The sequence below is a fragment of the Nitrosovibrio tenuis genome, from assembly GCF_900109785.1.
Classification (GTDB): domain Bacteria; phylum Pseudomonadota; class Gammaproteobacteria; order Burkholderiales; family Nitrosomonadaceae; genus Nitrosospira; species Nitrosospira tenuis_A.
In genome coordinates, this window is sequence record NZ_FOBH01000004.1 from 14,935 (window position 1) to 39,100 (window position 24,166).

Here is a 24,166-nt window from a genome sequence, read left to right on the forward strand (position 1 = left end):
TAACCACGCTCCCAATTCAGTTAATAATTGAGCCTGAGCTGGCAAACTCGTCGACTTATTCAAGAGTTCCCCAATCGTTCTCAATCATCTACCGCCTTTTCCCAACACAACAACTTCGATTGTGTCGATCAGGATGATAATATCAAGGAACAAACTATGGTTTTTGACATAGTATAGATCGTACTGCAGCTTCTCGATTGCATCCTGCACTGAAGCGCCATACTTATAGCGAACCTGGGCCCATCCGGTTATACCTGGCTTAACGCTGTGCCTGACGTTATAAAAGGGGACTTCGGTACAGAGCCGGTCTACGAAATAGGGCCTTTCCGGTCGAGGTCCCACGAAACTCATGTCTCCATTTAAAACATTGAATATCTGAGGAAGTTCATCTATTCGTAGTTTCCGGATAATTTTTCCTACTCGGGTTACCCGAGGATCGTCCGCTGTCGCCCATTGCGGGTTTCCACCTTTTTCCGCATCCTTCCGCATACTGCGGAATTTCAGTACCATAAATGTTTTTCCGCCTTTGCCGACGCGCTCCTGTCGATAAAAGATCGGGGCGCCGTCCTCAAGAAGTATGCATAGAGCAGTAATGAGCATTATGGGCAGGGTAGCGGCCAGAAGGACTCCACTGGCCGCTATATCGAAAACCCCTTTAATTGCAGACCTAAGCGGGCTCTGATCGAAGCCGCCCCCAAAAACCAGCCAGCTCGGGTAAAGAGAATTAACTCGAATCTGGCCTCTTTCTCGCTCGAAAAAAGCGGCCGAATCAGTAACCTTGATTCCGTTCAGCTTGCATTCCAGAAGATCCTGAATAGGGAAGCAGCCGCCTCGCCGCTCCTGAATTGCAATGACGATCTCGCCTGCGCCGTATTGATTAACCAGGGACATTAACGAAGTCATCTGCGGTAGAACGGCGGAGGATGGCACCTGAAGCTCTTCATCCGGTAACGGGACAAAACCGATAATTTTAAGTCGTCTGTAGGCAGGATCGCTACCGGCTTGATCGACGAACTCCCTCGCCTTGCCACCGATTCCTAATACAATAGCCTGAGACTCAAGAAGACCCAGACTGGACCATTTGAAGAAGCCTGCTCGTGTCAGAAGAATTCCTGGCAAGGCCACTAGCATCACGAGCCCCAGTATTCCACGTCCGAGATAGAGGTCTGGCAAAAGGTAGAAAGCCAGAGTCATAAGTCCGAATCCCAACGCCATAGAGGGCATTAGACGAAATAAAGTCTCTTTGATGTCTCGCCGCGAGTCCTGCTGGTACATTCCCATCGCCGCCATGGACAGAATCATGACAAAAGTAAAAGTGCCGGCTTCTGGAAATAAGGATGTGAAAGTGAAAGGAAGCGGTTCAACTTGATCAAAAAAGCGAACACCCGCACCGAAATAAACCGCGAACATCAGCATGAAAAATTCTGCGCTGATCAATAAGACAGTAGTTCTGGAAATATAATGATTAGAAATACGAAGCAATTCTTCACTCTTCAGCAGTGCCGGTTAATACATATGGCGCTGCTGCCTCTCCTGTTTATTTGCCTAAAGCCAAAGATCGAGGTATTTATGCCACCCCTCGGTATCAGCCCATGCACAGGATCTACATAGCGATCCTGCTCCAATCTTTCCTGAACTCATGCACTTTTTTCTGTCAAAAACCCACCCCATGACCGTGGCCAGCTATATATCCCACCCCGAGGCATAAATGGTTGTCGTAATTATTAGCAGGTCGGATGACACCCTAGTGGACGGGGGGATTGACCCGCTAACTGTTCACGGCCTGGCCAACCCGCTCATCAAATTTATCGATAGCTATCATTTAAATTATGGGTAAGCCCCTCTTTGATAGGGACAATGCAGCGTGTCTTTATGCAACGTCAAGTCTGTTCAATATAGCTTTTTCCATCTGATGTCTGCATCATATCAACTTCGCCAGCGAGAACAATTGGACTTTGGTACGTGAGGACCGAGGGTCCTGTATGGGGCACTAAATTGCCGATGGCTGGTACAGTTGATAAGGTTAGAGATTAGATCACGTTGGAATGACCATTAATGGAGATCGGCGGCTATGGCGATAACGATGTCAAAGCGTGCCATAACATCCGCCTATGCCATAGGCTCTAATGCGCACGGGTTTGGGATAGAACTAAAATTACTGTCATCAGTATTCGCAAACCGCCGCATCCTGCCGAAAACCACAAATCAGGAGCTTCGGTCTTGGTATGGCGAACGCCGAACCCAGCTATGCTTTCACGTTCGCAATATCATCCGTTAGGGAGTTTACCATTCAACTGAACGCGTGGTTTCGGCTCAGATTGCTTCAGGTATTTGGGATGAAGGCCGAATTCTTCGGATTATGAATGTCCTGTTTGTGTCGCATCGTTTGTTGACACTGAGCCCTTTACGATCAACGCCAGCTTGAGCCGGTCTGCAACGTCCAGTTTCCGGAAGACTTCAGTCAAATGGGCCTTGACCGTACGTTCTGTAATAGCTAGCCGGCGGGCAATTTGTTTATTGGATTCGCCATTTCCGACTAATGTAGCGATCTCGTATTCGCGTCGGGTCAGATTTGCAAGTAACTCGCCAACCGCTCGCTTGATCCGGTTCTTTTCCTGCGTCATTATGACGAGTTCGTTTAGGAGGCGCCAGCTAAGCGATCGTCGAATCCACAACTCCCCGTGCTGGACAGCTTCTACCACAGCCTTGAGTTGCTCGGGCTCGATAGTACTTCTACAGCAACCCCTCACACCCGTTCTGAACAATGCCCATTCTATCTCATCGGAGATAGAGTGGCTCAAGACGATAAATTTCGTTTCCGGATTCAATTTCATGAGGCCCGCAATTCCATCCGGTCCATCCAATTTCGGCAAATCGTGATCAAGCAGAAGAATTTGCGGTTTTCCGCGGACCAACTCATCCCTGACGGAGTCGAGATTGGTCGAGCAAAATACCGTCGCGAGGCTGTGGACCCCACGCTCCCAACGGTACAGATCATCCTGCGATGAACTAGCCAGCAAGATCAAGAATATCTCTCCCCTGAAAACCATGACATCAGTGCAAAACCCTGTCCATTATTTTGCCGAGCATTTTGCGGGTCGCCCAAATTTCCCCGCTATCAACAACGCGGACAGCCTTCAAAAAATAAAATGGATCCGCCTCATGGCTCAAGTAGCCACGCGCTCCATTAGCCAGAGCCTCGAGTATGTGCTCCTCCGGAATCGATTTATCAGTCAATAACACTACAAAGGTTTCAGGACATCGATGGCGAAGAGCGTCAAGCAAAGTAAAGTTCGCATCGTCGGATGGATCAAGGTGGATAAAAAGAATGCGGGGTTTAAAACGGCTGATCCTGGCAATGATATCTTCGACCGCTGCAACGCTCGCGTGAAGCTCGGATTGGTGGCTCAACGTCATGTGATTTCCATTTACCATAACGTTTGTAAGCACCTCAATGCCTTGTCCGTTTCTCAGGCACTGTTCTAACTTGGTGCGCCGCCCAGGGTTCGTGTCGGCTATCGCCACCGTAACTGTTTGCATTCTTTCCTCCTTCCAGTAACTTATGTCAGCCAATTTTTCATTTCCTGCGCCCCAACAGATCCTGGATGTACGTTCCGGGAATAGCATAGGTTATGCCACTAGGATTGCTGAGCGCGGACTCTTTTGTGCCTTTTACAAAGACCATATTGATCACACCGTATACCAGCCCGGTTTCAGGATCATAAAGGGGGCTGCCGCTGTTGCCCGGGTAGGCAGTACCATCGAGCTGAAATACGGCATAGCGAGGCTTTTGCAATTGGCCGATCATTTTTGCATTAAGTTGCCTCGAGTTGCGCGCAGGCAAGATGATCGGGGTAATTGCGGAAACCATGGCTCGATGCGTGACGGGATAAAATCCTAGAATCATGCCAATGGGAAAACCCGTAAAAATCAAAGCCTGTCCTTCGCGAACACTCCTTGCGTCCCCCAATTCCATCGCGGGCAATGCTGTACCGCTGATCTTCAGCAGCACCAGATCATGCTCTTTATCGATAGCAGCAATTGATGCGGCGCGAAGCTCCGGTTCGTTACCCTTTCCGGTGATAACGATGTAGGATTCTTTATTGGCAATATCCAATACCTCTGGAACAACATGAGCATTGGTAACGACATGAAACCCATCGTCCAGCACGAATCCCGTACCTAGAAAATTAACCTGCGGCGAACGGGTTCTCTGGACGGTTCCCACCCCTACTATCGACGGTTTAATCTGTTCGATTGTTTTGACAAGCTCTTTTCCCCAAAGCGGGGAAGCAAACACGAGCGGGAGAATGGCTAAGCTTTTGGCATAGCCTGGCAGAACAATCGATAAGGTGCGCCAGATATTCATCGTCTCAAAGGAACCTCGAATAAGCCCCACGCGGACGCGACAGCGACTCTGTGGACGAGACGAACGCGCGGGAGGGACAACTCGCGTACCATCCCGCAACGGGACGGGATCGCCCACACCTGCGGTCGCGGCACATTAAGCTGCCCGGTCCCCGCTTTGCGGGATCCTCTGGCAATGCTTTGGCGCCGCTTGTAGCTCTCCATGCATCGCATGCCTCGCATCATAGGCGGAGCTACGACCTTCGTCGCGCGCCTGGTGCCGCGTCGTGCACCTGGGGCTCATCCCGATTTTACCAGCAACGCGCTCCGCAGAGGACTTGTTAAGAGATCCCCAATGCCAATTGTCAGCTTCTGGGGCGTTTCCGAAAAGCTTCCACTCCAGAAACCTAAGCAAATCCTCGTGCGGAATGCCTCGTTGGGCTCAGCAGCAACCAGTCACAACCAGGGCTGTCGGTTCATGCTGCCGCTATCAGGAGCACCAGTCTCTGGTAGAAAGCAGTAAGTGCGCCCTCGTTAGGAAGATGCCAAAGAGCCTCCCGCGGAGATTGAGAAGGGGATCCGGGCGCTTTTGCGGCAATGGCTCACCTCTAACGGCACTCAGCGGTTTATCTTGAGCGAGCCGGCATCAGAAGCCGGGCAGGATTATCGGCAACCCTCCATCTTGTAAATATAATACCCATCCTTGTTAATCGCGTCGGCGACATTAGCCGGAGCGCCTTGACTGTGGCAAAAACTGCATTCTCTGCTGGTGACTGTTGCGTCCCCTTCGCCGATCGAGGTCAACCATTGCTTCGCATATTCGACCGCTTTCTGGTTGTCTTTCACTGCGGTAAATACATCAAAGTGCATCGTGTGGCCATCTTTAGCTTTGACATAAGTGTCATACACGTGAATTTCCATATTGCTTCTCCTTACGTTTACAGGTGTTAGGGGAGCCGAGGCAATCGCCTTGTAGTAAGCCGACTCAAACGCCAACTCAAACCATAGACTATCACGGCCGCGGAAAAAGTGGAATGCGAGACGTATCCAGCAAATACTTCGTGCTCATCCACTCTTGTAGAGGATCGAACGAGCCTGTCCCCCTGCTATTTTACTCTTCTCGTAGTCCACCTTCACTATATCTGTCACAAAACTGTGACAAAACTGCAATAAAACGGCCACATCCCTGAACTATCCTCCCTTCGGTTTTAAACAAAAAACCCAAGAGGGAGGGGAGTTAATGAAGTTATCCAAAGCATCTTTAGCGATCGGTGCCATGTTAGGCTCAAGCGTATCATGCGCGGCCTTTGCCATTGACCTTTATGTGGACACCAAAACTGAGCAGATTTATGCAAAACCGGGGCCTGGCCGCGTCCATATGGGTTCTTTCGTTCGAGAAGACACTCCGGCAAAAGCAGCCAAGGCGTCCTCCGGCAAGACGATTAATACTCCTGCAGATAGGGAGCCGGAGAATACGGCGGAAATGGCAGGGGCTAACGCCAGTGCGGCTGAGTTGGCCGCCATGCGCAAAGACCTTGAGCTTAAAGCTAAAATGAGGGAGGCTCGCCTTGTCAGCGAGATTGGGTCGCTCGAAGAACGTGTCAAGGAAGCTGAAAAAGTCCATGTCGAATTTCATGATGGCGGTCCACACTTTGCGAGCAAGGATGGCAATTTTACGTTTGCGATGAATGGACGAATGCAGGCCGGTTCGCAATACAATTTTATAAACGAAGTCCAGCCTGCCACCGGCAGCAACTTGCCTAATGAATTGAACAGCGGCGCGACAATCCGCCGTGCTCGTCTTGGTTTTGAAGGTACTTTTTTTAAAATCTGGGACTACAAATATGAGCATGATTTCACGCGCGGTAATGGCTCACTCGCAGCTGGGGTTACCGACGCTTTTATACGGCTAAACGTAACCAAGCCGTTCTCGGTAAAAGTCGGTTCATTCAAGGAACCCTTCAGTCTCGAGGAAGCCGCCAGCAACCGTTTCCTCACATTTATTGAACGGCACCTGGCGGTCAATTCATTCGTGGACAACCCCAATACCTACAAGACGGGCATAGGCGCCAACTACGCGGAGCCGCGGTTTCAATTTGGGGTCGCTTTTCAAACCGAACCTGTAGGACCGTGGTCCGCGGCTTCCACTTCGGTCAATGCCGCCGGAAATAATCCCCGAAACAATGGCTCCGGCGATACGGGCTGGGAAGGCATCGGGCGGATATCGGGAAGACCGTGGATGGAGGATGAAACCAAATTCGTGCATATAGGCATCTCGGCCGGCCACACTGCCGTCAACACGCAATACGCTGCCAATGGCACGATTGCGACTACGCCCTCCGCACAAGGCGGAGGGGGAGGCGGAATGGCATTCTTTGCATTCCCCGGAACCAACGTAGATCGTACCAATGTGCTGAATACCGGCAACCTGAGTGTGGGAAACAAGGGGGCGCCGGGTTCACGGCAGATAACGAGCTACGACCGCTATGGCGCGGAGGGTTGGCTGGTTCACGGCCCGTTATCTCTTCAAGCGGAATATTTGCGCACGAACATAAATGGGATAGGTTATGACAACGAGCATTTCACGGGCTATTATGGTTTTGCCAGTTATTTCCTGACCGGTGAATCCAAAACTTATCATGTCAGAAATGGCGCAGCGAACCGTATAAAACCCAAGCAGAGATTTCAATGGAACGGTCCAGGCTGGGGGGCATGGGAGGTTGCCGCGGGCTATGATTACCTCAACCTAAATAGCGGGGTCATCAGAGGGGGGCAGATGGATATGGTCAGGTTTGCCTTGAACTGGTATCCCCATCCGAATGTAAAAATACAGAATAACATTATCCATGTTTTAAACGTGGATACGAGCGGATCTACCATTCCTCGTACTGCTGGCTTTAATGACGCCCGTTTAAGCTCTTTCCTGACACAGGTTCAGGTGGATTTTTAACAAGCATCTTTTCCAAAAACCTTTGAATAAGTCCGACGCGAGCGCAGCGAAGGGCTTGTTCAGGGTCCTCCGTAATCCGAAAACCGATAAGTTGGAAGCCTAGAAGCGTTTCATCTAAGCGAAAACTCCACTCTGCTGGCTGACTTTTTGCTATCCGCTTCGGCTTGGACCTTCGGCTCAAGCATGAAGATGCGATCGCCCGGAATACCACCTTTTTCGATCAGCCAATCACGCGCATTCTCAGCCCGGACTTCAGCAAGCTCGCGCATTTCGCTATCGCCGGCATTGATATTGGCAAGCAGCAACTGTTCCATTTCCGGCGCCGGCAGGCTTTTTGTCAGCCCTATAACGTTTTTAGGCTTCGCGAATTTTTCTTCCTTATAAGCAAGGGCCAGATATTTGGCGTGTTCCTCCGGCGTCAACTCGATATCATCCAGCAAGCCGCTCGTTTCTCCTTTCTTCACATTCTCCAATAGTTTCTGGGCTTTAACTTTGCGCTCGAGTATGGCGCGTTTCAACGCGTCCGGGTCGTGCATGGGATCCGCTTCGCCCATGATCTCGAGCTTGAGTGCAGGCCGGTCTGTGAGTGCCTTGGACAACGCCTGAAGCCGCTTTTCAGCTTCGGGCGTAACTTCTGCGTGTCCGGGAGAAAAGCTGATCTCCGATAATTCCTCACCGCCCGCAAAAAGCGATCCCAGCAGCGAGAAAGGCGCGGTCACAGCTTTCGTGAGCAGGTTAACGATGACCTTGACAATGACCGCGCCGATGCTGAATTCCGGGTCATTGATCGAACCGCTTATTGGTAAATGAACATCGATTTCGCCACGCCTGTTTTTTAGCAGCGCTACTGCGAGCGTTACCGGAATCGCGAGTGCATCCGGGCTTTCGATTTTCTCGCCGAAGGTCAGTTGATCGAGAAATACATTATTTTCCGCCGTCAACTCACCTTTCTCAATGTGATAGTGAATATCGACCGATAGCTTGCCTTTCTCAATAGCATAACCAACGTATTTACCCGAGTAAGGGCTGAAAGCCGGCATATCGATGCCTTTCGCGGTCGCCGTGAGGTCAAGGTAGAGTTCTTTCCCGAATGTGTTGACCTTCCCGGAAATTTTCAGCGGGGCGGTTTTATCAACAGTGCCATGAACATCGATTTCGCCTGGCTTTTCAGGATCCAGAGGGCCTATGCGTCCGCCAAGGCCTGTCAAATTGGCCCGATAGTTGGGTTTGATGAATTGATCGTGGAAATTGACGTTTCCGCCTTGCAGCAAAATCCGGCCGATCCGAACAGGAACAGGCTGGCGATCTGGCGGTGACGGAGTGCTTATGGCAGTCTGCCTGGGCCCGGAAGGAGCGCGTTCCACCGTTTTCACCGTTTCCTGCGGAGCAGAGGCCGGTTTTCCAGGCGAAGCCTTATCAGCCTCCTGGCGGATGATATGCTTAAGGTTGAGTTCTCCTTGGGGAGACAGAATCACGTAAGCAAAAAAATCCGCAATGGCCACCGAATTTATGTTCACCCTCAGCGGTTCATTCACAAACTCGATACCGCTCAGATCAAGGCTTCGCCAGCGCAGGAGATCCGTGGTCGCCAACTTGTCAAGCACGCTAAAGTTGGAGAATTTGCTGTCACCGTTCAAAACTATTTTTATGGGCGACCCCTCCGCCTTGACTTTGCCTCGAAAGGAGGCGGCACCACGCGTAATCAGCGCGTTCATCCGGTCTCCAGCCCAACCCTGCAGGGAGACAAGGTCGATATCCTTGGCATCCACATCGAATGCGGCCGCCAACGGTGCCCAGGCGAGGGTACCGCTCGTTTCCAGACTCCCGTGTTGGTTTACCGCCGCGTTAAGCGTCAGCTTCAGTGGAGACGCGCCGCTGAAATCGATATGGTCGACAGTCAGGTCCAGCGGCTGGATGACCATCGGCGCTACATTTGCCAGCGAAACATCTTCGAAGCGAAGCGCCGCACCCGTCAGCTTGAAACTGCCAAGCCTTACTGCCCAGGGCTTAGTTGCTTGCGTTTTGGCAGGGGCGGTCTCAGGCGCCTGTTTTGGATTCGGTACTTGCGAAAACAATTTCACGAGATCAAGTCGACCATCGCTCTCCCGGCGCACCGACGCATTCATCCGATCCAGTATTACATCGCCGAGGACAACAGTCTTCCGCGTGAGGTCGATCGCGACCTGACTAACACTCAGCGACGGCAAGGAAAGTACAGGTTGTGTATCACCCTCGCGCGCAATCGCAGCTTCAGCCATGCCCAGCCTTACATGGGATGGCTTCGAGCCATTCAGATTGACCTCAATCGAGCTGACATCCAGCTTATCGAGCTTCGCGGTGTAGGGCATTTCCACCGCATGATTCTCGATCCGCAGCTTCCGCAACGCAGCAACGCCCGTTAAAACCATTTTTGGCGCTTCACCGTCAACTTGGGTAAATGTCAGCAACAAATTGCTATCCAAATAGCCTGAATGAAGGCTGATTCCAACCGGGATGGGGGAATACTCATCGACGCGGGTCAGGTCGACATCATTGAGCTTGAGCTCAAGTGTTGCTTCCCGATTCCTCGTGAAAGGGCGGAGCTTGCCTTCGAGAGTGAGCGGAGCCCCGTTTACCTTGGCGCTGAAATGCGGTTCAACCCAGCTTTGCTCATCACTTTCAAAGTTTGCGATAAAGGGCACCCCGAGGCGGATTCCGGAGATTTCCTGTTGGCTTTTCTTGACCCGATCTATAAATATGAAACGGCCGTCTTCGACGAGAATGTTGCTGACAGCGAACATGGTCTTCCCTCCGGCGGGCCGCTTCATGAAATCTTCAACCAAATCGGTAATGTTGAAACGGTTCTCGCCCTCGCGTACCAACCGCACGGCGGGTCCTCTCACCGATACCGAGCTGATCACCGGCGCACGACGTGAAACAGAAGCAATACTCAAATTGGTATACAGTTCATCGATGGACAATAGTGCTTCACCCGCATCCGTATCTGATGTTTTTTCGCCCACTCGAAAACCGCGCACAGTCAATTCCAATGTAAAAGGCTGAATTTCGACCGATTGCACCGTTACAGGCCGCTGCAGGGCTTCCGAAAGTGTACTTTCGAGCTTGGTCTTGGCGTAACCCGGCAGCCAGAAGTAACCCAGCAAGCCAAAAAGAGCGATCGCGGCGGCTAAAATTCCGAGGCCGATGCCTAAACGGCGTTTTTGCGCAGCGATTCGATGAAAAATTGATGCCGGAGACATAGTTGCTCGGTATTCCTGAAGAGGTTGTTGCCAATAGCAATCATGAATGGAGTGTAAGAATCTCTGAACAAGTCATCCGCAGGACGCGGCGCGGCAAAATCGTAACACTCACAATGCGCACGACGCAGGCGGCCCGTAGCCAGGTCTACTATGCCAAGGAGTGCAAGAAGGCAGTGAACGCCCGATTTTGCCCAACCATTTTCCAATCCGAATGAGGTGGGGCTTTGCCGACGGCCTGCGTTGTCAGGCACCTGGCGAAGGGATCAATCATTCGCTTCGTCGCCTTTCCCCCTCCCATCCGAAGCTGTCGTCGCGCCTACAAAGGACCTGTTCCCTATCTTTTATGCCACAACTTTACGCTCAGGCGAGGGGATGGGTCAATCCTAATAAAACTTTGAATAAGTCCCACCGTTCCACCTGGACGCTACGGGGCTTTGGGCGTCGGGAACATGCGAAAGATGCTCGCAAGCCCGTCTCAGGTTGTGGTACATCGGACGCGACCGCGCAGGGGGAGCAGTGCTTTCGGCAGGAAGAATCGATCCCGCAGCGGAATGCGAGCACCGGTCGTACGCGGTCAGGGCATCCGACGCGGCCCAATCGCCGCTTCGCAAAACTCTTGGGACAACGCCTCGGGCACCCTTCGGTCAGCCCTTGGCAGCGCAGGGCTTGGCTATAACCCTCGTCGCGCCTGAACCCATTCGATTTTACTTTCGGCAAACACTACGATTTATTGCGATTTAGCCGAAGACTTCTGCGATCAGCGACGAGACTTTCTATGTAATGGCGGAAGCAACACATACGTCAAAGCAACCAGGAGCGCAAACAGTACATAGGCTGCAGTCAATGCCCATTCTGGAAAATCATAGTAGAGGATGCGATGTAACCAGCGCTGAACGAAACTATTGGAGGTTTCGGCTCCGCGCAGCGCATCTTCCAGTGTTGTCAGCGGGCAGACCATGCCAATAAGGGATTCGCCAGCGACAAACAGGATGGCAACCAAATGTGCAAGCCGGAACCGGGGATTTCGAACGAAACCGAAACCCATCCAGGTGCCGATCCAGATCACGGGAAGGCCGCCCACGACGAACAGCGCAAACAGGAAATGAACGACAAGTATGAAATCGGCCAGCGGCACGGCTAAGCGAACGACTTTGGAAAAAGCAAAAGAATAAACATATTCTATTAGGTTATTTCTGAATGGGTGCACCTATCGGTATAGTGTCCCCAAACAGAAGAGGTGGCAGCAAGCTTATGAAGATTCGCAACCTGGATCTGACGCGCAATCCCATAAATGATGAGCATCAGCAATTGGGGCTTCCCCCGGTTGAAGAGCCGATTACGCATCCCGGGACCCATCCGCTTCTTCACGCAGCCATGTGGTTTATCGCTCTGGTGATGATTGCGCTGGTTTTGTTTTTGACGGGACGTTTTTTCGTTTCGAACAACTGGTTGGGCGGCTGGCAAATCATCGGCGAGACAGTCAGCGGAAGCGCTTTCTGGAGCGCTGTAATGGTCGGGTTTTTCGCTCAAGTGGTGGATGGGGCCCTAGGCATGGCTTATGGCGTCACTGCGACAACATTCCTGTTGGCAACGGGGGCCAGCCCAGGAGCAGCGAGCGCGAGCGTCCATATTGCGGAGATTTTCACTACCGGGGTTTCGGGTATTTCCCACGCCAAATTCGGCAATGTCAACAAAGAATTGTTTGTACGCTTGCTGGTACCGGGCATTCTCGGCGGAATATTGGGTGCGATACTGGTGACGCGCATCGACGGCGCCATATTCAAACCCTATATATCCACTTACTTGTTACTGCTCGGGATTTATATCCTCAGCAAAGCGTTCCGTCCCCTGCGCCTGCGCAATAATGCCCCAAGGCATGTGGGAAAGCTCGCGTTATTTGGTGGGTTCGTCGACGCGGCAGGCGGCGGCGGCTGGGGACCTGTGGTGACGTCGACGCTGGTCAGTTCGGGTAACGATCCCCGTACTACTATCGGATCTGTCAATTTTGCAGAGTTCTTTCTCACATTAGCGGGCGCAACGGTTTTTACACTGCTGATGGAAACCAATACGTGGACCATAATCGTGGGTCTGGTGTTTGGAGGTCTGTTTGCCGCGCCGTTCGCCGCCGTGCTGTGCAAGAAGCTTCACGCCCGGACATTGCTGATACTGGTGGGTACACTGATCGTTATCATTAGCCTCTACAATCTGTACCGGTCACTTTCTTTCTGAAGCACTTCAGGCCGAGAGAAGCGCGTTCCATCCTGAGGTTTTCTATTGCAGCCTGCTTGAAAACAGATGCACAGCTTTACAAATTCCTTACATTTACATAATAATTTCTTCACATGTGTTATGTTAATTTTTCCGCAACCAAAAAGCCCGTAATGAGAGTGATGTCAATTATCGCTAGCATGCAGGCTTTGTGGCTTTGATGGTCATCTTAAACGAATTAATTGTACTACTTGAGTATGGCGTTTGACGGACAGGAACTGAATTCCTGTTCTCAAGTTTTAGTTTATTTCTGGATTTTCGATATAGGGAGAAAAAAGTGCAAAAAACTATCAAAGCTATTTTTGCCGCCGCGGTGCTGTCCAGTCTGGCGCTTTCAGGTCCAGTTGCCGCTCAACAGGCCAATGACGATCTATCGGATTTCCAGGTCTGGGGTAATATTACAGCTACGGGGAACTGGGGTTTTCTTAACCCGGATAACCCAAACTTGAAGAAATGGAAATGGTGGGCGGAAGGCCAGGGACGTTTTGGTGATAATGCATCGCATTTTTCCCAAGCCTTGCTACGTCCCGGTATAGGCTATCAGCTTACACCCACAACCAGCATCTGGGCGGGTTATGCCTGGGCTCCCACCCAACAGCCTTTCGTCAGAGTACCATTCGACGAACAGCGGGTTTGGCAACAGGTATTGTGGAGAGACAAATTCTCCTTTGGAACAGTCCAGGCTCGCAGCCGGCTGGAGGAACGCATGGCCCCTCAGCTCGGTAACGATGTCGGCATGCGTTATCGACAATTGATGAAATTATCGATACCGCTCTCTTTCGCGCCAGGCTTCAGCTATGTGGTTCAGGATGAGGTTTTTGTCATTCTTAATACAGGCGATTGGATACCCCGCAGAGGGATTGATAACAACCGGTTCTTTACGGGAATTGGCTATGCGGTCACTAAAGAGATTACAGCTGAAATCGGCTATATGAACCATTATATTTGGCGGAGAGGTCCAAACCTGATGGATCATATTTTATCGATCAATGTCCTGGCGAACTTTTAATTCTGATTTCCACCCCCAGCAATGGGGGTGATTCCCGGCTATTCCGGCATCCTTTATTTTCCTGAACCGCATGATATCGCCGCCGCTTCGCGGTGTAAACGGACATGAAAAGCGCAGCAATAACACTGTCCCTGGCTATGTCAGCTCCGCTAGTGTTCCTGATCCCGCTTGAGGCAAGCGCCAGGAACTTGTCTAATCCCCAAACCTACGAGCGATGCATTCGGGATTCGATGAAGGGAGTAACAAGCAATCGCGCTGCCGAGGAAGCCACGCGCGCCTGCCGTGAGCAATCCGCGGGGGACAGAGTAAATGACGCGGATCTGCCGCCCGATGCGCTGGATAAGCTCGAAATTCACGCCGGTTTTGGCTGGGGAATTTTCAGCGGAAGTTTGTATAACGGCAACAGTGGTTATGCCATTACGCAGGTTATAGTTCTTATTACTCCCATGACGAAAGGCAACGTTGCCGCTGCATCGGCGGACGGGACCGAGTATGGTATCGCCCTCGCTGTTCAGCCGCTTACCAAAGGCGCACTGTCGATGCCAATCCCGTCGGACAACACCTTGGAGTATTCATGGAAGATCGTGAAGGCACGTGGGTATAAAACGAGGTAGCGCCGGGTCGCTCGCTTCGCTGGCTCACCTCTACAAGAGAGGCTTTACCATGGACTCAAGCTTGCTCCGACTCAGGCTGCCCAATTTCGTGGCGGTGATTTTGCCGCTGCGGTCAATAATGACCGTAAAAGGCAGCGCGCCTTGGCGGTTTCCCGCTGCTTCCGCCAGCGCCATTGCTTTCATGTCACCGACCAGCACGGGATAATTGATACCAATCTCTTTACTGAAGGCTGCTGCTCTTTCCTTCTGATCGACGGCAATTCCAACAAAGACCAGTCCGCTATCGCCGAATTTTTTCTGAAGTTCGATGAACTCGGGAATTTCCTTTCTGCAGGGCTCGCACCAGCTTGCCCAGAAATTGACCACCATCACTTTGCCAAGCCATTGCGACAGGGATTGATTGTTGTCTTGCAGGTCCGGCAGGCTGGCTGCAAGAATTGTCTCGGCTCCTCTGTTTGACCCATCCGCCGGCGCTTCAGCATGCGAACCGCTGCTCATTAGCTGCCCGCGTAATAAAAAGCCTGCTGTTACCGCAAGTAATGCAACACCCATATACAACAGCATCTGTTGTAATTTCGTCATGCCATATCCCAAAGATTAATTTTCGAAACCGGTCCTCGACCCTTACAGATACAGATACCGCGGGCTGCAGTTGCCTTAGAATACACATGCTGCGGAAAGCCGTCACTCGGCTGCAAGAGTCACCGAAATCCATCCAGCGGACCATCGCGCCACGCTCATGTTGCCTGTGCGGGGTCGAGCTGGAACCGCGTGGTCCGGTTGAGCATGGACATCCAGCCCAACTCCATTTATATGCTCTGCCAGCGGCAACAACCCGCTGGATTGTTATATGAAAGGAAATTAGATCAGCACCGCATTGAGTACTGCAAGAAAGCGTTCCGCATCCTGATATCCAATCAACCTCACTCCTGGAACTTCCCGTCCCTCCTTATCGAGGAACAGGATGCCAGGCGGACCAAACAGTTTGAAGCGCTTGAGCAATGCCGCGTCCTCGGGCGTCCCGGCGGTCACGTCGGCCTGCAGCAATACCACATCTTTCAACCGGGATTGGACCTTTCGGTCGGTAAAGGTGAAACGTTCCATCTCCTTGCAGGAAATACACCAGTCAGCGGAAAAATCCACCATGATGTATTTGTCCTTCGACTGGAGGATATGCTGATCGAGTTCGGCAACGGATTTCACTTTTTGAAAAGGCAAATGCCCGGTTTGCTCGCCACTTATGTTTGTAGCGGCCGTGCTGCGGGCCGCAATATTGAGTTTGGATAGAGGTTGCAGAATATCGCGGCTACCCGACAATACCCCGATCAGCAGGGCAACACCAGTTAATAGCGAGATCATGCCCAGCCCCTTCAGGAATTTCCTAAACCCCGAGGCATCGGGTCGCAGCGGATCGACGGCGTGCAAATAAATGGCTGAGATGATCAATAACGCCGCCCATAGCAGCATATGCGCTACGGCTGGAATTACGGGCGATATCAGCCATATCGCCACACCGAGCAATAACACGCCGAAAAATTGTTTGATGGACTCCATCCAGGGGCCTGCTTTCGGAAGAAGCGCTCCCGCGGAGGCACCCAGCAGCAGCAGGGGGACGCCCATTCCCAGAGCCATGGCGAATAGGGCTGAGCCACCCAGCACTATGTCGCGGGTCTGGCTGATGTAAAGCAATGCTCCAGCCAGAGGGGCGGCCACACAAGGTCCAACGATTAAAGCGGATAATGCCCCCATGCCAAAAACGCTCGTCAAATGCCCACCCTTTAAATGGCCGGCCTCTTCGGACAGCTTGCTCTGAAGGAAACCGGGCAATTGCAACTCATAGAAGCCGAACATGGAGAAAGCCAGCGTTACAAAGACCAGCGCGAATCCGGTTAGCACCCATGCGTTTTGTAATACGGCTGACAGCATCGCACCGGAAAGCCCGGCCGCCACACCCGCGGCAGCATAAGTGATTGCCATCCCCATGACGTAAGCGAGCGACAGAGCGAATCCGCGGCTCTTGGTAATATGTTGACCCCGGTTGGCGATAATCCCTGAAAGAATGGGGAACATCGGAAAAACACACGGAGTAAATGAAAGAAGCAGACCGACCCCGAAAAAACCGGTCAGAATCAGCCAAAAATTGCCGGTTTCGAACATTCGCTCGATCTTGAGCGATTCGGTCTCGATGGCAGGAGCTTTGGCTGGAGATTGAAACAATTCCGCGGTGGGGTCCGCCTTCGTGGTGGACTGCGCGACGGAGAAAGACGAGGCCGCTATTGCGTCGGCGCTAATCGCGCTGGCGATTGCTCCGGCGGCCGCTTTAGCTGCTGGGAGGGTTAATTCGATGACTTTGTTAATAGGCGCATAACAGACCCCCATTGGCTCGTTGCATCCCTGATAGGTTGCAATAAGCGTCAATTTATCGTTCGATGACGCGTCGCGTTTCAGGGAGATGAGCGCTTCGAACGGTCGGTTAAAAACCTCGACCTGACCAAAAGTCAAATCGCCTTTTAGCTCACCCCGGGGCAATGAGATTCTTTCAATCGACGTTTCGGTAGCCTGTGGCTTGAACGCAACCTTATCTTTATATAGATAATAATTTTTCGCCGGTTCAAATTGCGCTACAAGCGTATTCCCGTCCTTTACGCTGACCGTCAGCTTGAAAGCCTGATCCGGAGGCAGCAATTCCTGCTCATTCTGATCAAGGCCTTTACCAATTTGCTGTAATCCCGAAAGAAAACCGAAAGATGACTTCTCCTCCGCAGCAATATTGAGACTGAAGAAGCAAAGTAACAGCAATAAATAACGTCTCAGGCGCATAGAAATACAACTTTGTTCATTTGACATCCGGAGTCGGCGTGCCGAAATCCAGGGTTTCGTTTTCAATCCATTTCAAATAAGAAGGTAAGCCGTTGCTGATTGGGACAGCAATGATTTCAGGGAGTTCGTAGGGGTGCAGCGACTTTATCACCTGCTCTAACCGGGCATAATGTTGCTCAACCGTTTTAATGAGTACCGGTACTTCTGCGGTGGTTTCGCTTTTTCCGTCCCAGCGATAGACCGAAGTGCAATCAGCCAGCACATTGACACAAGCCGCCAGCCTTTCCTCGACCAGCGTTCGTGCAAGACTCATCGCCGCCGATCGATCGGGCATATTGGTAATAACGAGTATGGGCTCCATTGTGATCGGTCGATTGGTGTCTGCTTAAAAGGTAGAGCGAATTTTACCCATTTTCCACGGCAATTGCTGTGCATGGCGCAGGAGATTACTGAAATGACCCGCTGGGCAAATGTCCCCCGGCGATCACCAGCAACTGGGCTTGCAAAAGATATGGTCAGGATAACTCATTTACGTTGAAAGCGATGCCGTGGCACCGGCGGGAATTGTCCAACCCAACCGGATATTTGTCCACCAGGCAGAGATCCGTTGGCTATCGGGAAAACCTGGCTCAGCGAGGCTTATTTTGAGTTTGCAAGACATTCGGCCACGGTTGGATATCGAAGGTTTACACGCAATTCATGCTTCATGCGGTCATTCGCCAACCTTCGCGACTCCCTCATAAACGAAAACATGCCGGGCGATATGCGCCCTTCGGCCTGTGCACGGGCGATACGCCGTGGCCGCGGCAGTCCAAACCGGTCTGCGACCAGGTCGAAATATTCACCCATTTTGAGGTTTGAGTTATCACAGGCGTGATAGATACGCCCCGGTCTGGCATAGCGCAATGCAGCAACAACGATGCGGGCAAGATCGTCGGCGTGAATATGGCTGGTATAGCTGTCCTCTTCCGGAATCAGCGCCAAGCAATCTTCGCGCAGACGGGCAAGCGGTAAACGATCCAATGCGTAAATACCGGGTACGCGAAGAATTGAAACGTTTATACCATTCCGCAAACCCCACGCTCGTACCCGTCTCTCAGCGTCGGCCCGGCGTAATGCGCGTCCGCTTTGGGGATTGATCAGGCGGGTTTCATCTATCAGCGCACTCTGGCAATCTCCATATACCCCACTGGTGCTGATGTAGACAAGCCGTTGTGGTAACATTGCTGCCTTTATCCTCGGCCGCTTGGCCAGCGCTGCCAGGAGGTTGACGGTGCGAGTGTCTAGCTGGCCATGATCAGGTGGCGGCGCCAGATGCAGCACTGAATGAGCCATGCCCGAAATTTGGCCAAGGCTGTCCGGTATATCGAGATCCCCATACACAGGCGTAATATTGTGTAGACGTAATATGGCGCGAGTTTGCGGCCTCCGGCACAGGCCCAGCAGCCTGTAATGCATTCGCAGCAAAGGCGCCGCGCGCAGCGCGATGTCGCCACAACCCACAATCAAGAGCGTCCGTTTCATTTTATTGCTGGCCGTCTTATTTTATTTGTTGACTCGTTCATAACCGATGTCGCATCAAGTCACTATCAAACCGAGCGGACATGTATTCCTTGCCCAGCCCGGAGAAACTGTACTACAAGCCGCGCTTCGTGAAGGTTTTCCGCTGCCCTATGGTTGCCGGAACGGCGCCTGTGGCACTTGCAAGGGCAAAATCATACAGGGAACCGTCGATTTCGGCAGCTATAACGCGGCTACATTAACGGAAATAGAGAAGCAAGCAGGCATGGCGCTTTTTTGCTGCGCCGTGCCGCTGTCCGAACTTGTGATCGAATGCCGCGAAATCGGGGCAATAAAAGATATTAAGGTCAAGACTCTGCCGTGCCGCGTCCACAAGATGGAGCGCGTTGCACTGGACGTAATGGTTATTTACCTGAAGCTCCCCACTAACGAGAGACTGCAATTCCTCCCCGGTCAATATATTGATATTCTGATGAAAGATGGCAAGCGCCGGAGCTTTTCGCTGGCTAACGCGCCCCATGACGACGAACTCCTGCAATTACACGTGCGCAATTATCGCGGCGGAACGTTTGCGGAGCATGTATTCACTCGTATGAAAGAAAGGGATATCCTGCGTTTTGAAGGTCCGCTCGGCACATTTTTTCTGCGCGAAGATTCCGATAAACCCATCATATTCGTCGCCAGCGGCACCGGCTTCGCGCCGGTCAAAAGCATCCTTGAGCATGTGTTTCATGTACGCAACATGCGCGGCAACACGCGCAGCAGTGAAAGGCGGATGGTGCTCTACTGGGGTAATCGCACCAAGGCCGACTTATATATGCCGGATGTTGCGGATCGCTGGCAACAGGAGCATGACAATTTTACTTTTATCCCGGTACTGTCGGAGGCATTGCCAGCCGATAACTGGAACGGACGAACTGGATTGGTGCATCAAGCCGTGTTGCAGGATTTCAACGACCTCTCCGGGTATCAGGTATACGCCTGCGGCGCGCCTGCAATGGTTGAAGCCGCTCATAAAGACTTTACCGCATTGCGCCGGCTACCAGACGACGATTTTTTTTCCGATGCGTTTACCGCCTCACCAAGCGAGCCCAAGTCCTGAAATGTATCCCTGGGCATTCTGGCCCGGCTGATCAGATACATTCTCATTTCCAATAACCGGCGCGCGCCCTCGGATTACCCGGATTATTCGGCTCATCTGCCCTCAGCAAGGACATGCCTCTGCCCCAACGCTTCCAACCTCTTCAGGACAAGCTCCAGCCCCTCGTTATAGTGTTCTTTCGCCAGTTCGGGCCGCCCGATTTTCTCGTTTAATCGTGCCAGTGCAAGATGAGCTGGATAACCCGGCTCGACTGAGAGACTTGCGTCCAGGTAATTTTGTGCTTTGCCCCACAGCTCGCAGTGAATGCATAATTTACCGAGAGCGAGCAACAGGCTGGCATCGTTGGGATGAGATTTCAGCCATGCCTCGGCGCGTTCGATCTGGCTGATTGCGTCATTTTCCGGGCACTCTGCATACAGCTCGGCCAATTCAGAATCCCACTGTCTGTCCAGGCTCTGCTCGATAATCTGACGGGCTGTCGCGCAGTCTCCTATAGCCGTGCAAGCATGGGCAACGGCAACCGCCAGTTTGTTGTCTTTTTTGTCCGCCGAAGATACCGTTTGCCAATATTCCCGCAATACGCGGGGATCCAACATTTTGCTTTTAAGATTTTCCACATGAGCGTGGCGCCGTAATTGCTTCAATAATGTCTTATCGAGTGCGTCGCGCTGTTCCAGTTGCCCAAGCAGGTCCAGTACCCTATCCCAGTTCTTCAGTTGCTGCTGTGCTTTCAGTTCCAGTCGCAGAGCAGCCGCGTGCTGCCGCGTTTCTGCGGCGCGAAGCGTTTGCAATATTTGCAGCGCTTCCTCTGAGCGATGCTCATCCAGCAACAGTTCGGCTTGAGTCATAAGCCTGAGTACCGTTTCCTTCGGCGCACTGGTTTCCGCCAAAGCGATAAACTCATCCCTTTCGGCGTATCTTCTCAGCTCATGCGCTGAGCGCGCGGCAACCACGGCGTTAATCACGTCAATCGCGGGAGAGTCGTCTTTCAATTCCAGCGCGGCAGCGGAAGCTTTCTCTGCCTTGGCATAACGCCCTTCCAGAAACGCCCTCAGTCCATCCAGCATTGCTCTGCGCGCCTTCTCGCGGCGCCGGCGCAACCGGAATTCCTTGACTTCCATGGGCAGCCGCAAAGTGATGACCGCCAGCCGTATCAAAAAATAAGCGACAAAACAAGCTGCCAACAGCAGCACCACCGATAAGTTGAGAGAGAGCTCAATTCGATAAGGTTGCGCGACCACCAGCACATAGCCATTGTTGTATTTGGCCGCCAGCGTCGCTGCCACGGCAATACCAAACAGCGCCAGCAGCCAGAGCGCCGCCTTCATCTATTTGTTCCGGTCTCGCGCGAGACGGTAATTGCGCACCGCGTCGAGACTTTCGGAAATGCGCGGCAATTCCACCCCCACTTCGCTGTCGCGCAGCGTGCGTAACCCCTCAAGCATGCTAACCACCGGCTCCGACTTATTGTCGTAATACCGACTGATCCAATCTATGGAAGCGTCGAGATCAGCCTTGAAGCTGGGCCCGTCGCGCGCAAGTAGCGCATGCCGGGCCGATAACAGACGCAACTTTAAATTTTCCCGCAGAAAATAGGCTTGGGATGGTGACAGCAACGCAACATCCGGCTTATCCATAATCTGGATGCGTACGAGCTGCTTCAAGTCCTCCCATGTTTCGCGCAGGAATTTTAGCCATAGGCTTTCGCCTGGCAGAGCTTGATGCCGGGGAGGGCTCACTTCCGGCGGGCGAAGTTCCATTGCCAGTGGCAATTTATCAACCGCTGCAGCAAGATTATCGAGACGCAGGCTGATTCCCACTGTATCCACATAGGGGGCAGCTTTAAGGCGATCCATATCTTTGGAAAGAATCTTGCGCAGTGGCGTTAGCTGCGGACGATCGATGCGCTGCAGTCGAGCATCGGCCTCTTGCATGGCAATCAGGGCAGCTTTCACGTTACCTGCCAGTTGCAGCTGCTGATTGGCAATAAGCAGTAATTGTTCGACTTCCTCGAGCGTTGCCTCATCGCGGTTACGCGTGAGCTCCTGGTATAGTGCTTCCAGCGCCAATTGCTGGTTCTGCGATTCAGCCAGCTTTGCCTCCAGCAGGCTGAGCTTCATTTCCGCCCGGCGCCCTGTCTCGGCCGCTTCCCCCGCGATATTGCGCGATTCCTTCCCCGACGCGTCTGCTTCGGCCAATCGCTTTGCCAACTCGTGTTGCAGCCCCGCGATTTGATTACGCGTGTCATACCACTGCCAGGCTATAACGGGCGCAAGGATTAAGATAAGAATCAGAAGAGGGAGGTTAATGCGCTTATGTAGCCCCTTACGTATTTCTCCGGGTGATCCCCTGCCCGATTCCTCGCTTATCCTCTGCGATTCAGGCGCGTCGGTCGAGGTGATTTCAGAAGGTATCTCGGCACTCACGGTTTCATTGAAGCTGAATCACCGCCAGCTTTCGATCGGAAATAAATTGACAGGCCTTCAAGCAAACCATAATCTCCGGCGGGTGTAAGAATTACATGGGCGCATCCAAGTGTTCTCGCGCTCTCGGCTATGCGTTCGTGGGACACAAACAAGGGCGTCTGCTTGAGCCATGCCTGAGCCGCCTCACCAACCATATCAAATAAATTGCGTAGACCTTCACTACTGGTTATGGTTATCGCGCTGATCTCGCCGCGCGCCCCGGCTTTCAGTAGCGGAGCAACGTCAGCAGACGGTTTGGCGCGGCGATAACATTCAGCATACTCAAGTATGGCGCCCCGCTCCAGCAAAGTTTTACCCAGCAGTTCGCGACCTCCATCCCCGCGAAAAATAACGACGTGCTTGCCCGCCAGGTGCTTCAATTCCGCCATATCGAGCAATGCCTCACTGTCGAAATGCGCAGTGGGAGCGATAACCGCTTGGACATCGAAATTCCTCAGCGCCTTCGAGGTTCCCTGGCCAACCGCGGCGACTTTCAACCCGGGAGGTAACGAACGGCTGGCATGTATGAGGCTCATTGCCTTATTGACCGCGTTGGGACTGATAAAAACCGCCAGATCGAATTCATCGAGACGCCTGATCACCTCTAGCAGTGGGCGTGGATTTATTACATCGAGAATTTCAAGCACCGGAAACAAAACCGGTTTCCCCCCCGCTGTACGTATTCTCTCAGCGAGCCCGCCTGCCTGGTGCGCCGGACGCGTGACCAGGACGGTAATCCCAGTCAGCGGTTTGCTCATGGATGCCTCACGAGTGGGCTTACGGGTGGCTTAGGGGTCGCTTATGGGTGACTTATGGGTTCGGGCGCATGAAGCTCCAGCGCGGCCAGAATAGCTTCCGCTCCCTTTACCTTCAGGTTCCGTGCCAATCGTATACCAATATCGGTACCCTTCTCAGGTTTGCCACTCAATTCATCGCTTATGATTTGCGTCCCATCCGGGCTGGCGACAAATCCGCGCAGTCGCAACGCGTCCCCGGTGATTTCCGCGAAACCGCCCAGGGGTACTTGGCAACTTCCGCCCAGAGCCCGGCTCATCGCGCGTTCGGCCGCTACGCATTGAGCAGTTTGAAGATGATGCAGTGGTTGTAAAAGCTCAACCATATCTGCTCGCCCGGTGAGGCATTCGATGCCCAGCGCACCCTGGCCTACCGCCGGCAAACTCAGCTCAGGGCTCAGAAATGAAGTAATGCGATGAGCCAGCCCCAGCCGTTTCAATCCCGCGGCCGCAAGAATGATCGCCGCAAATTCACCTTCATCCAGTTTACGCAACCGGGTCTGCAAGTTGCCGCGCAGGGGCTGAACCTTGAGATGTGGGAAGCGTGCGCGCAACTGGCTTTCCCGCCGCAGGCTGGAAGTCCCCACGATGCTCCCTTCCGGAAGCGCGTCGAGGCTGGCATAGCGATCGGAAACGAAAGCATCGCGTGGATCTTCCCGTTCCGCGATAGCTGCCAGCATATATCCGTTTGGCATATCCATTGGCACATCCTTCAGTGAATGCACCGCGATATCCGCGCGCCCATCCTCCAGCGCCTGCTCCAGTTCCTTGATGAACAATCCTTTTCCACCAATTTTGGAGAGAGATTTATCAAGTATCTGATCTCCGCGCGTAGTCATGCCGGATATGTTGAATTCGGTTTGCGGGTATAATTCCGCGAGCCGGTCACGTATGAAATTCGCCTGCCATAAGGCCAGAACACTTTCTCGAGTGGCGATAACAATCTTTGCAGGTTTGGATGAATTAGGCATTATTATTACATTGGAAAAATTGCGGAATTGATACCGATACACATTTTAGCATGCCAGACGCCAACC

Annotated in this window: 20 protein-coding genes; 5 read left to right on the forward strand and 15 right to left on the reverse strand. The window is 52.5% G+C overall.

Annotated features, from left to right (window positions below):
- Window positions 1-84: 84 nt before the first annotated feature.
- The 5 genes from BMX00_RS06705 to BMX00_RS06725 all read right to left on the reverse strand — a co-directional run bounded on the left by BMX00_RS06705 (window position 85) and on the right by BMX00_RS06725 (window position 5,268).
- The gene (locus BMX00_RS06705; protein ID WP_245727862.1) at window positions 85-1,416 is read right to left on the reverse strand and encodes a TIGR03013 family XrtA/PEP-CTERM system glycosyltransferase; all 1,332 of its coding nucleotides are present in this window, start codon (window positions 1,414-1,416) and stop codon (window positions 85-87) included.
- Window positions 1,417-2,357: 941 nt separating this feature from the next.
- Entirely contained in the window at window positions 2,358-3,026 is a 669-nt protein-coding gene (locus BMX00_RS06710) for a LuxR C-terminal-related transcriptional regulator (RefSeq protein ID WP_090828445.1), read from the reverse strand.
- Window positions 3,027-3,054: 28 nt separating this feature from the next.
- Complete coding sequence (locus BMX00_RS06715) at window positions 3,055-3,540, reverse strand: helix-turn-helix domain-containing protein (protein ID WP_090828262.1); 486 nt, start codon at window positions 3,538-3,540, stop codon at window positions 3,055-3,057.
- A gap of 37 nt (window positions 3,541-3,577) precedes the next feature.
- Complete coding sequence (locus BMX00_RS06720; RefSeq protein ID WP_090828263.1) at window positions 3,578-4,369, reverse strand: S1 family peptidase; 792 nt, start codon at window positions 4,367-4,369, stop codon at window positions 3,578-3,580.
- 641 nt (window positions 4,370-5,010) lie between these two features.
- Window positions 5,011-5,268, reverse strand: coding sequence for a DUF2024 family protein (locus tag BMX00_RS06725; protein ID WP_090828264.1), 258 nt, complete (start codon window positions 5,266-5,268; stop codon window positions 5,011-5,013).
- A gap of 319 nt (window positions 5,269-5,587) precedes the next feature.
- On the opposite strand from BMX00_RS06725, the gene BMX00_RS06730 reads away from it, so the two are divergent.
- Window positions 5,588-7,297: an OprO/OprP family phosphate-selective porin gene (locus BMX00_RS06730; RefSeq protein ID WP_090828265.1), complete on the forward strand. Its 1,710-nt coding sequence runs from the start codon at window positions 5,588-5,590 to the stop codon at window positions 7,295-7,297.
- A 110-nt stretch (window positions 7,298-7,407) separates the two neighbouring features.
- Here the strand turns inward: BMX00_RS06730 and BMX00_RS06735 are convergent, their stop codons facing one another.
- Both BMX00_RS06735 and BMX00_RS06745 read right to left on the reverse strand, forming a co-directional pair.
- Window positions 7,408-10,536, reverse strand: a complete 3,129-nt coding sequence (locus BMX00_RS06735) for a DUF748 domain-containing protein (RefSeq protein WP_090828266.1) — start codon at window positions 10,534-10,536, stop codon at window positions 7,408-7,410.
- Between the two features lie 757 nt (window positions 10,537-11,293).
- Window positions 11,294-11,671 (reverse strand): DUF2784 domain-containing protein, encoded by a 378-nt coding sequence (locus tag BMX00_RS06745; RefSeq protein WP_245727864.1) that lies wholly within the window; start codon window positions 11,669-11,671, stop codon window positions 11,294-11,296.
- Window positions 11,672-11,787: 116 nt separating this feature from the next.
- Between BMX00_RS06745 and BMX00_RS06750 the strand changes: the two genes are divergently transcribed.
- The 3 genes from BMX00_RS06750 to BMX00_RS06760 all read left to right on the forward strand — a co-directional run bounded on the left by BMX00_RS06750 (window position 11,788) and on the right by BMX00_RS06760 (window position 14,427).
- Entirely contained in the window at window positions 11,788-12,765 is a 978-nt protein-coding gene (locus tag BMX00_RS06750; protein ID WP_090828268.1) for a sulfite exporter TauE/SafE family protein, read from the forward strand.
- A gap of 316 nt (window positions 12,766-13,081) precedes the next feature.
- Window positions 13,082-13,813, forward strand: a complete 732-nt coding sequence (locus tag BMX00_RS06755; RefSeq protein WP_090828269.1) for a DUF2490 domain-containing protein — start codon at window positions 13,082-13,084, stop codon at window positions 13,811-13,813.
- A 104-nt stretch (window positions 13,814-13,917) separates the two neighbouring features.
- Window positions 13,918-14,427, forward strand: coding sequence for a hypothetical protein (locus tag BMX00_RS06760; RefSeq protein WP_143053054.1), 510 nt, complete (start codon window positions 13,918-13,920; stop codon window positions 14,425-14,427).
- Between the two features lie 30 nt (window positions 14,428-14,457).
- Here BMX00_RS06760 and BMX00_RS06765 read toward each other — a convergent pair whose 3' ends face one another.
- The 4 genes from BMX00_RS06765 to BMX00_RS06780 form a co-directional block, all read right to left on the reverse strand.
- Window positions 14,458-15,009: a TlpA disulfide reductase family protein gene (locus BMX00_RS06765; protein WP_090828271.1), complete on the reverse strand. Its 552-nt coding sequence runs from the start codon at window positions 15,007-15,009 to the stop codon at window positions 14,458-14,460.
- Window positions 15,010-15,288: 279 nt separating this feature from the next.
- A complete protein-coding gene (gene dsbD, locus BMX00_RS06770; RefSeq protein WP_090828272.1) occupies window positions 15,289-17,247 on the reverse strand; it encodes a protein-disulfide reductase DsbD in 1,959 nt (652 codons plus the stop codon).
- 16 nt (window positions 17,248-17,263) lie between these two features.
- The gene (gene cutA, locus BMX00_RS06775; RefSeq protein ID WP_090828273.1) at window positions 17,264-17,608 is read right to left on the reverse strand and encodes a divalent-cation tolerance protein CutA; all 345 of its coding nucleotides are present in this window, start codon (window positions 17,606-17,608) and stop codon (window positions 17,264-17,266) included.
- A gap of 278 nt (window positions 17,609-17,886) precedes the next feature.
- Window positions 17,887-18,771, reverse strand: a complete 885-nt coding sequence (locus tag BMX00_RS06780) for an SDR family oxidoreductase (protein ID WP_090828274.1) — start codon at window positions 18,769-18,771, stop codon at window positions 17,887-17,889.
- 46 nt (window positions 18,772-18,817) lie between these two features.
- On the opposite strand from BMX00_RS06780, the gene BMX00_RS06785 reads away from it, so the two are divergent.
- Window positions 18,818-19,870 (forward strand): CDP-6-deoxy-delta-3,4-glucoseen reductase, encoded by a 1,053-nt coding sequence (locus BMX00_RS06785; RefSeq protein WP_090828275.1) that lies wholly within the window; start codon window positions 18,818-18,820, stop codon window positions 19,868-19,870.
- Window positions 19,871-19,962: 92 nt separating this feature from the next.
- Here the strand turns inward: BMX00_RS06785 and BMX00_RS06790 are convergent, their stop codons facing one another.
- Genes BMX00_RS06790 through hemC form a run of 4 tightly spaced genes read right to left on the reverse strand, consistent with a single transcriptional unit; the run spans window position 19,963 to window position 24,100 of the window.
- Complete coding sequence (locus BMX00_RS06790) at window positions 19,963-21,198, reverse strand: heme biosynthesis HemY N-terminal domain-containing protein (RefSeq protein ID WP_090828276.1); 1,236 nt, start codon at window positions 21,196-21,198, stop codon at window positions 19,963-19,965.
- Window positions 21,199-22,296, reverse strand: coding sequence for a uroporphyrinogen-III C-methyltransferase (locus tag BMX00_RS06795; RefSeq protein ID WP_245727866.1), 1,098 nt, complete (start codon window positions 22,294-22,296; stop codon window positions 21,199-21,201). It lies immediately after the preceding gene.
- A complete protein-coding gene (locus BMX00_RS06800; protein ID WP_090828277.1) occupies window positions 22,293-23,093 on the reverse strand; it encodes a uroporphyrinogen-III synthase in 801 nt (266 codons plus the stop codon). The genes BMX00_RS06795 and BMX00_RS06800 overlap by 4 nt, the downstream gene beginning before the upstream one ends.
- Before the next feature lie 41 nt (window positions 23,094-23,134).
- On the reverse strand, window positions 23,135-24,100 hold the full coding sequence (gene hemC, locus BMX00_RS06805; protein WP_090828448.1) for a hydroxymethylbilane synthase: 966 nt from the start codon (window positions 24,098-24,100) through the stop codon (window positions 23,135-23,137).
- Window positions 24,101-24,166 lie beyond the last annotated feature (66 nt).

Coding starts and splice junctions, on each gene's coding strand:
- BMX00_RS06705 (WP_245727862.1), bottom strand. CDS start 1,416: ATGCTGATGTTCGCGGTTTATTTCGGTGCGGGTGTTCGCTTTTTTGAT.
- BMX00_RS06715 (WP_090828262.1), bottom strand. CDS start 3,540: ATGCAAACAGTTACGGTGGCGATAGCCGACACGAACCCTGGGCGGCGC.
- BMX00_RS06720 (WP_090828263.1), bottom strand. CDS start 4,369: ATGAATATCTGGCGCACCTTATCGATTGTTCTGCCAGGCTATGCCAAA.
- BMX00_RS06725 (WP_090828264.1), bottom strand. CDS start 5,268: ATGGAAATTCACGTGTATGACACTTATGTCAAAGCTAAAGATGGCCAC.
- BMX00_RS06730 (WP_090828265.1), top strand. CDS start 5,588: ATGAAGTTATCCAAAGCATCTTTAGCGATCGGTGCCATGTTAGGCTCA.
- BMX00_RS06735 (WP_090828266.1), bottom strand. CDS start 10,536: ATGTCTCCGGCATCAATTTTTCATCGAATCGCTGCGCAAAAACGCCGT.
- BMX00_RS06750 (WP_090828268.1), top strand. CDS start 11,788: ATGAAGATTCGCAACCTGGATCTGACGCGCAATCCCATAAATGATGAG.
- BMX00_RS06760 (WP_143053054.1), top strand. CDS start 13,918: ATGAAAAGCGCAGCAATAACACTGTCCCTGGCTATGTCAGCTCCGCTA.
- BMX00_RS06765 (WP_090828271.1), bottom strand. CDS start 15,009: ATGACGAAATTACAACAGATGCTGTTGTATATGGGTGTTGCATTACTT.
- dsbD (WP_090828272.1), bottom strand. CDS start 17,247: ATGCGCCTGAGACGTTATTTATTGCTGTTACTTTGCTTCTTCAGTCTC.
- cutA (WP_090828273.1), bottom strand. CDS start 17,608: ATGGAGCCCATACTCGTTATTACCAATATGCCCGATCGATCGGCGGCG.
- BMX00_RS06780 (WP_090828274.1), bottom strand. CDS start 18,771: ATGAAACGGACGCTCTTGATTGTGGGTTGTGGCGACATCGCGCTGCGC.
- BMX00_RS06785 (WP_090828275.1), top strand. CDS start 18,818: ATGTCGCATCAAGTCACTATCAAACCGAGCGGACATGTATTCCTTGCC.
- BMX00_RS06790 (WP_090828276.1), bottom strand. CDS start 21,198: ATGAAGGCGGCGCTCTGGCTGCTGGCGCTGTTTGGTATTGCCGTGGCA.
- BMX00_RS06800 (WP_090828277.1), bottom strand. CDS start 23,093: ATGAGCAAACCGCTGACTGGGATTACCGTCCTGGTCACGCGTCCGGCG.
- hemC (WP_090828448.1), bottom strand. CDS start 24,100: ATGCCTAATTCATCCAAACCTGCAAAGATTGTTATCGCCACTCGAGAA.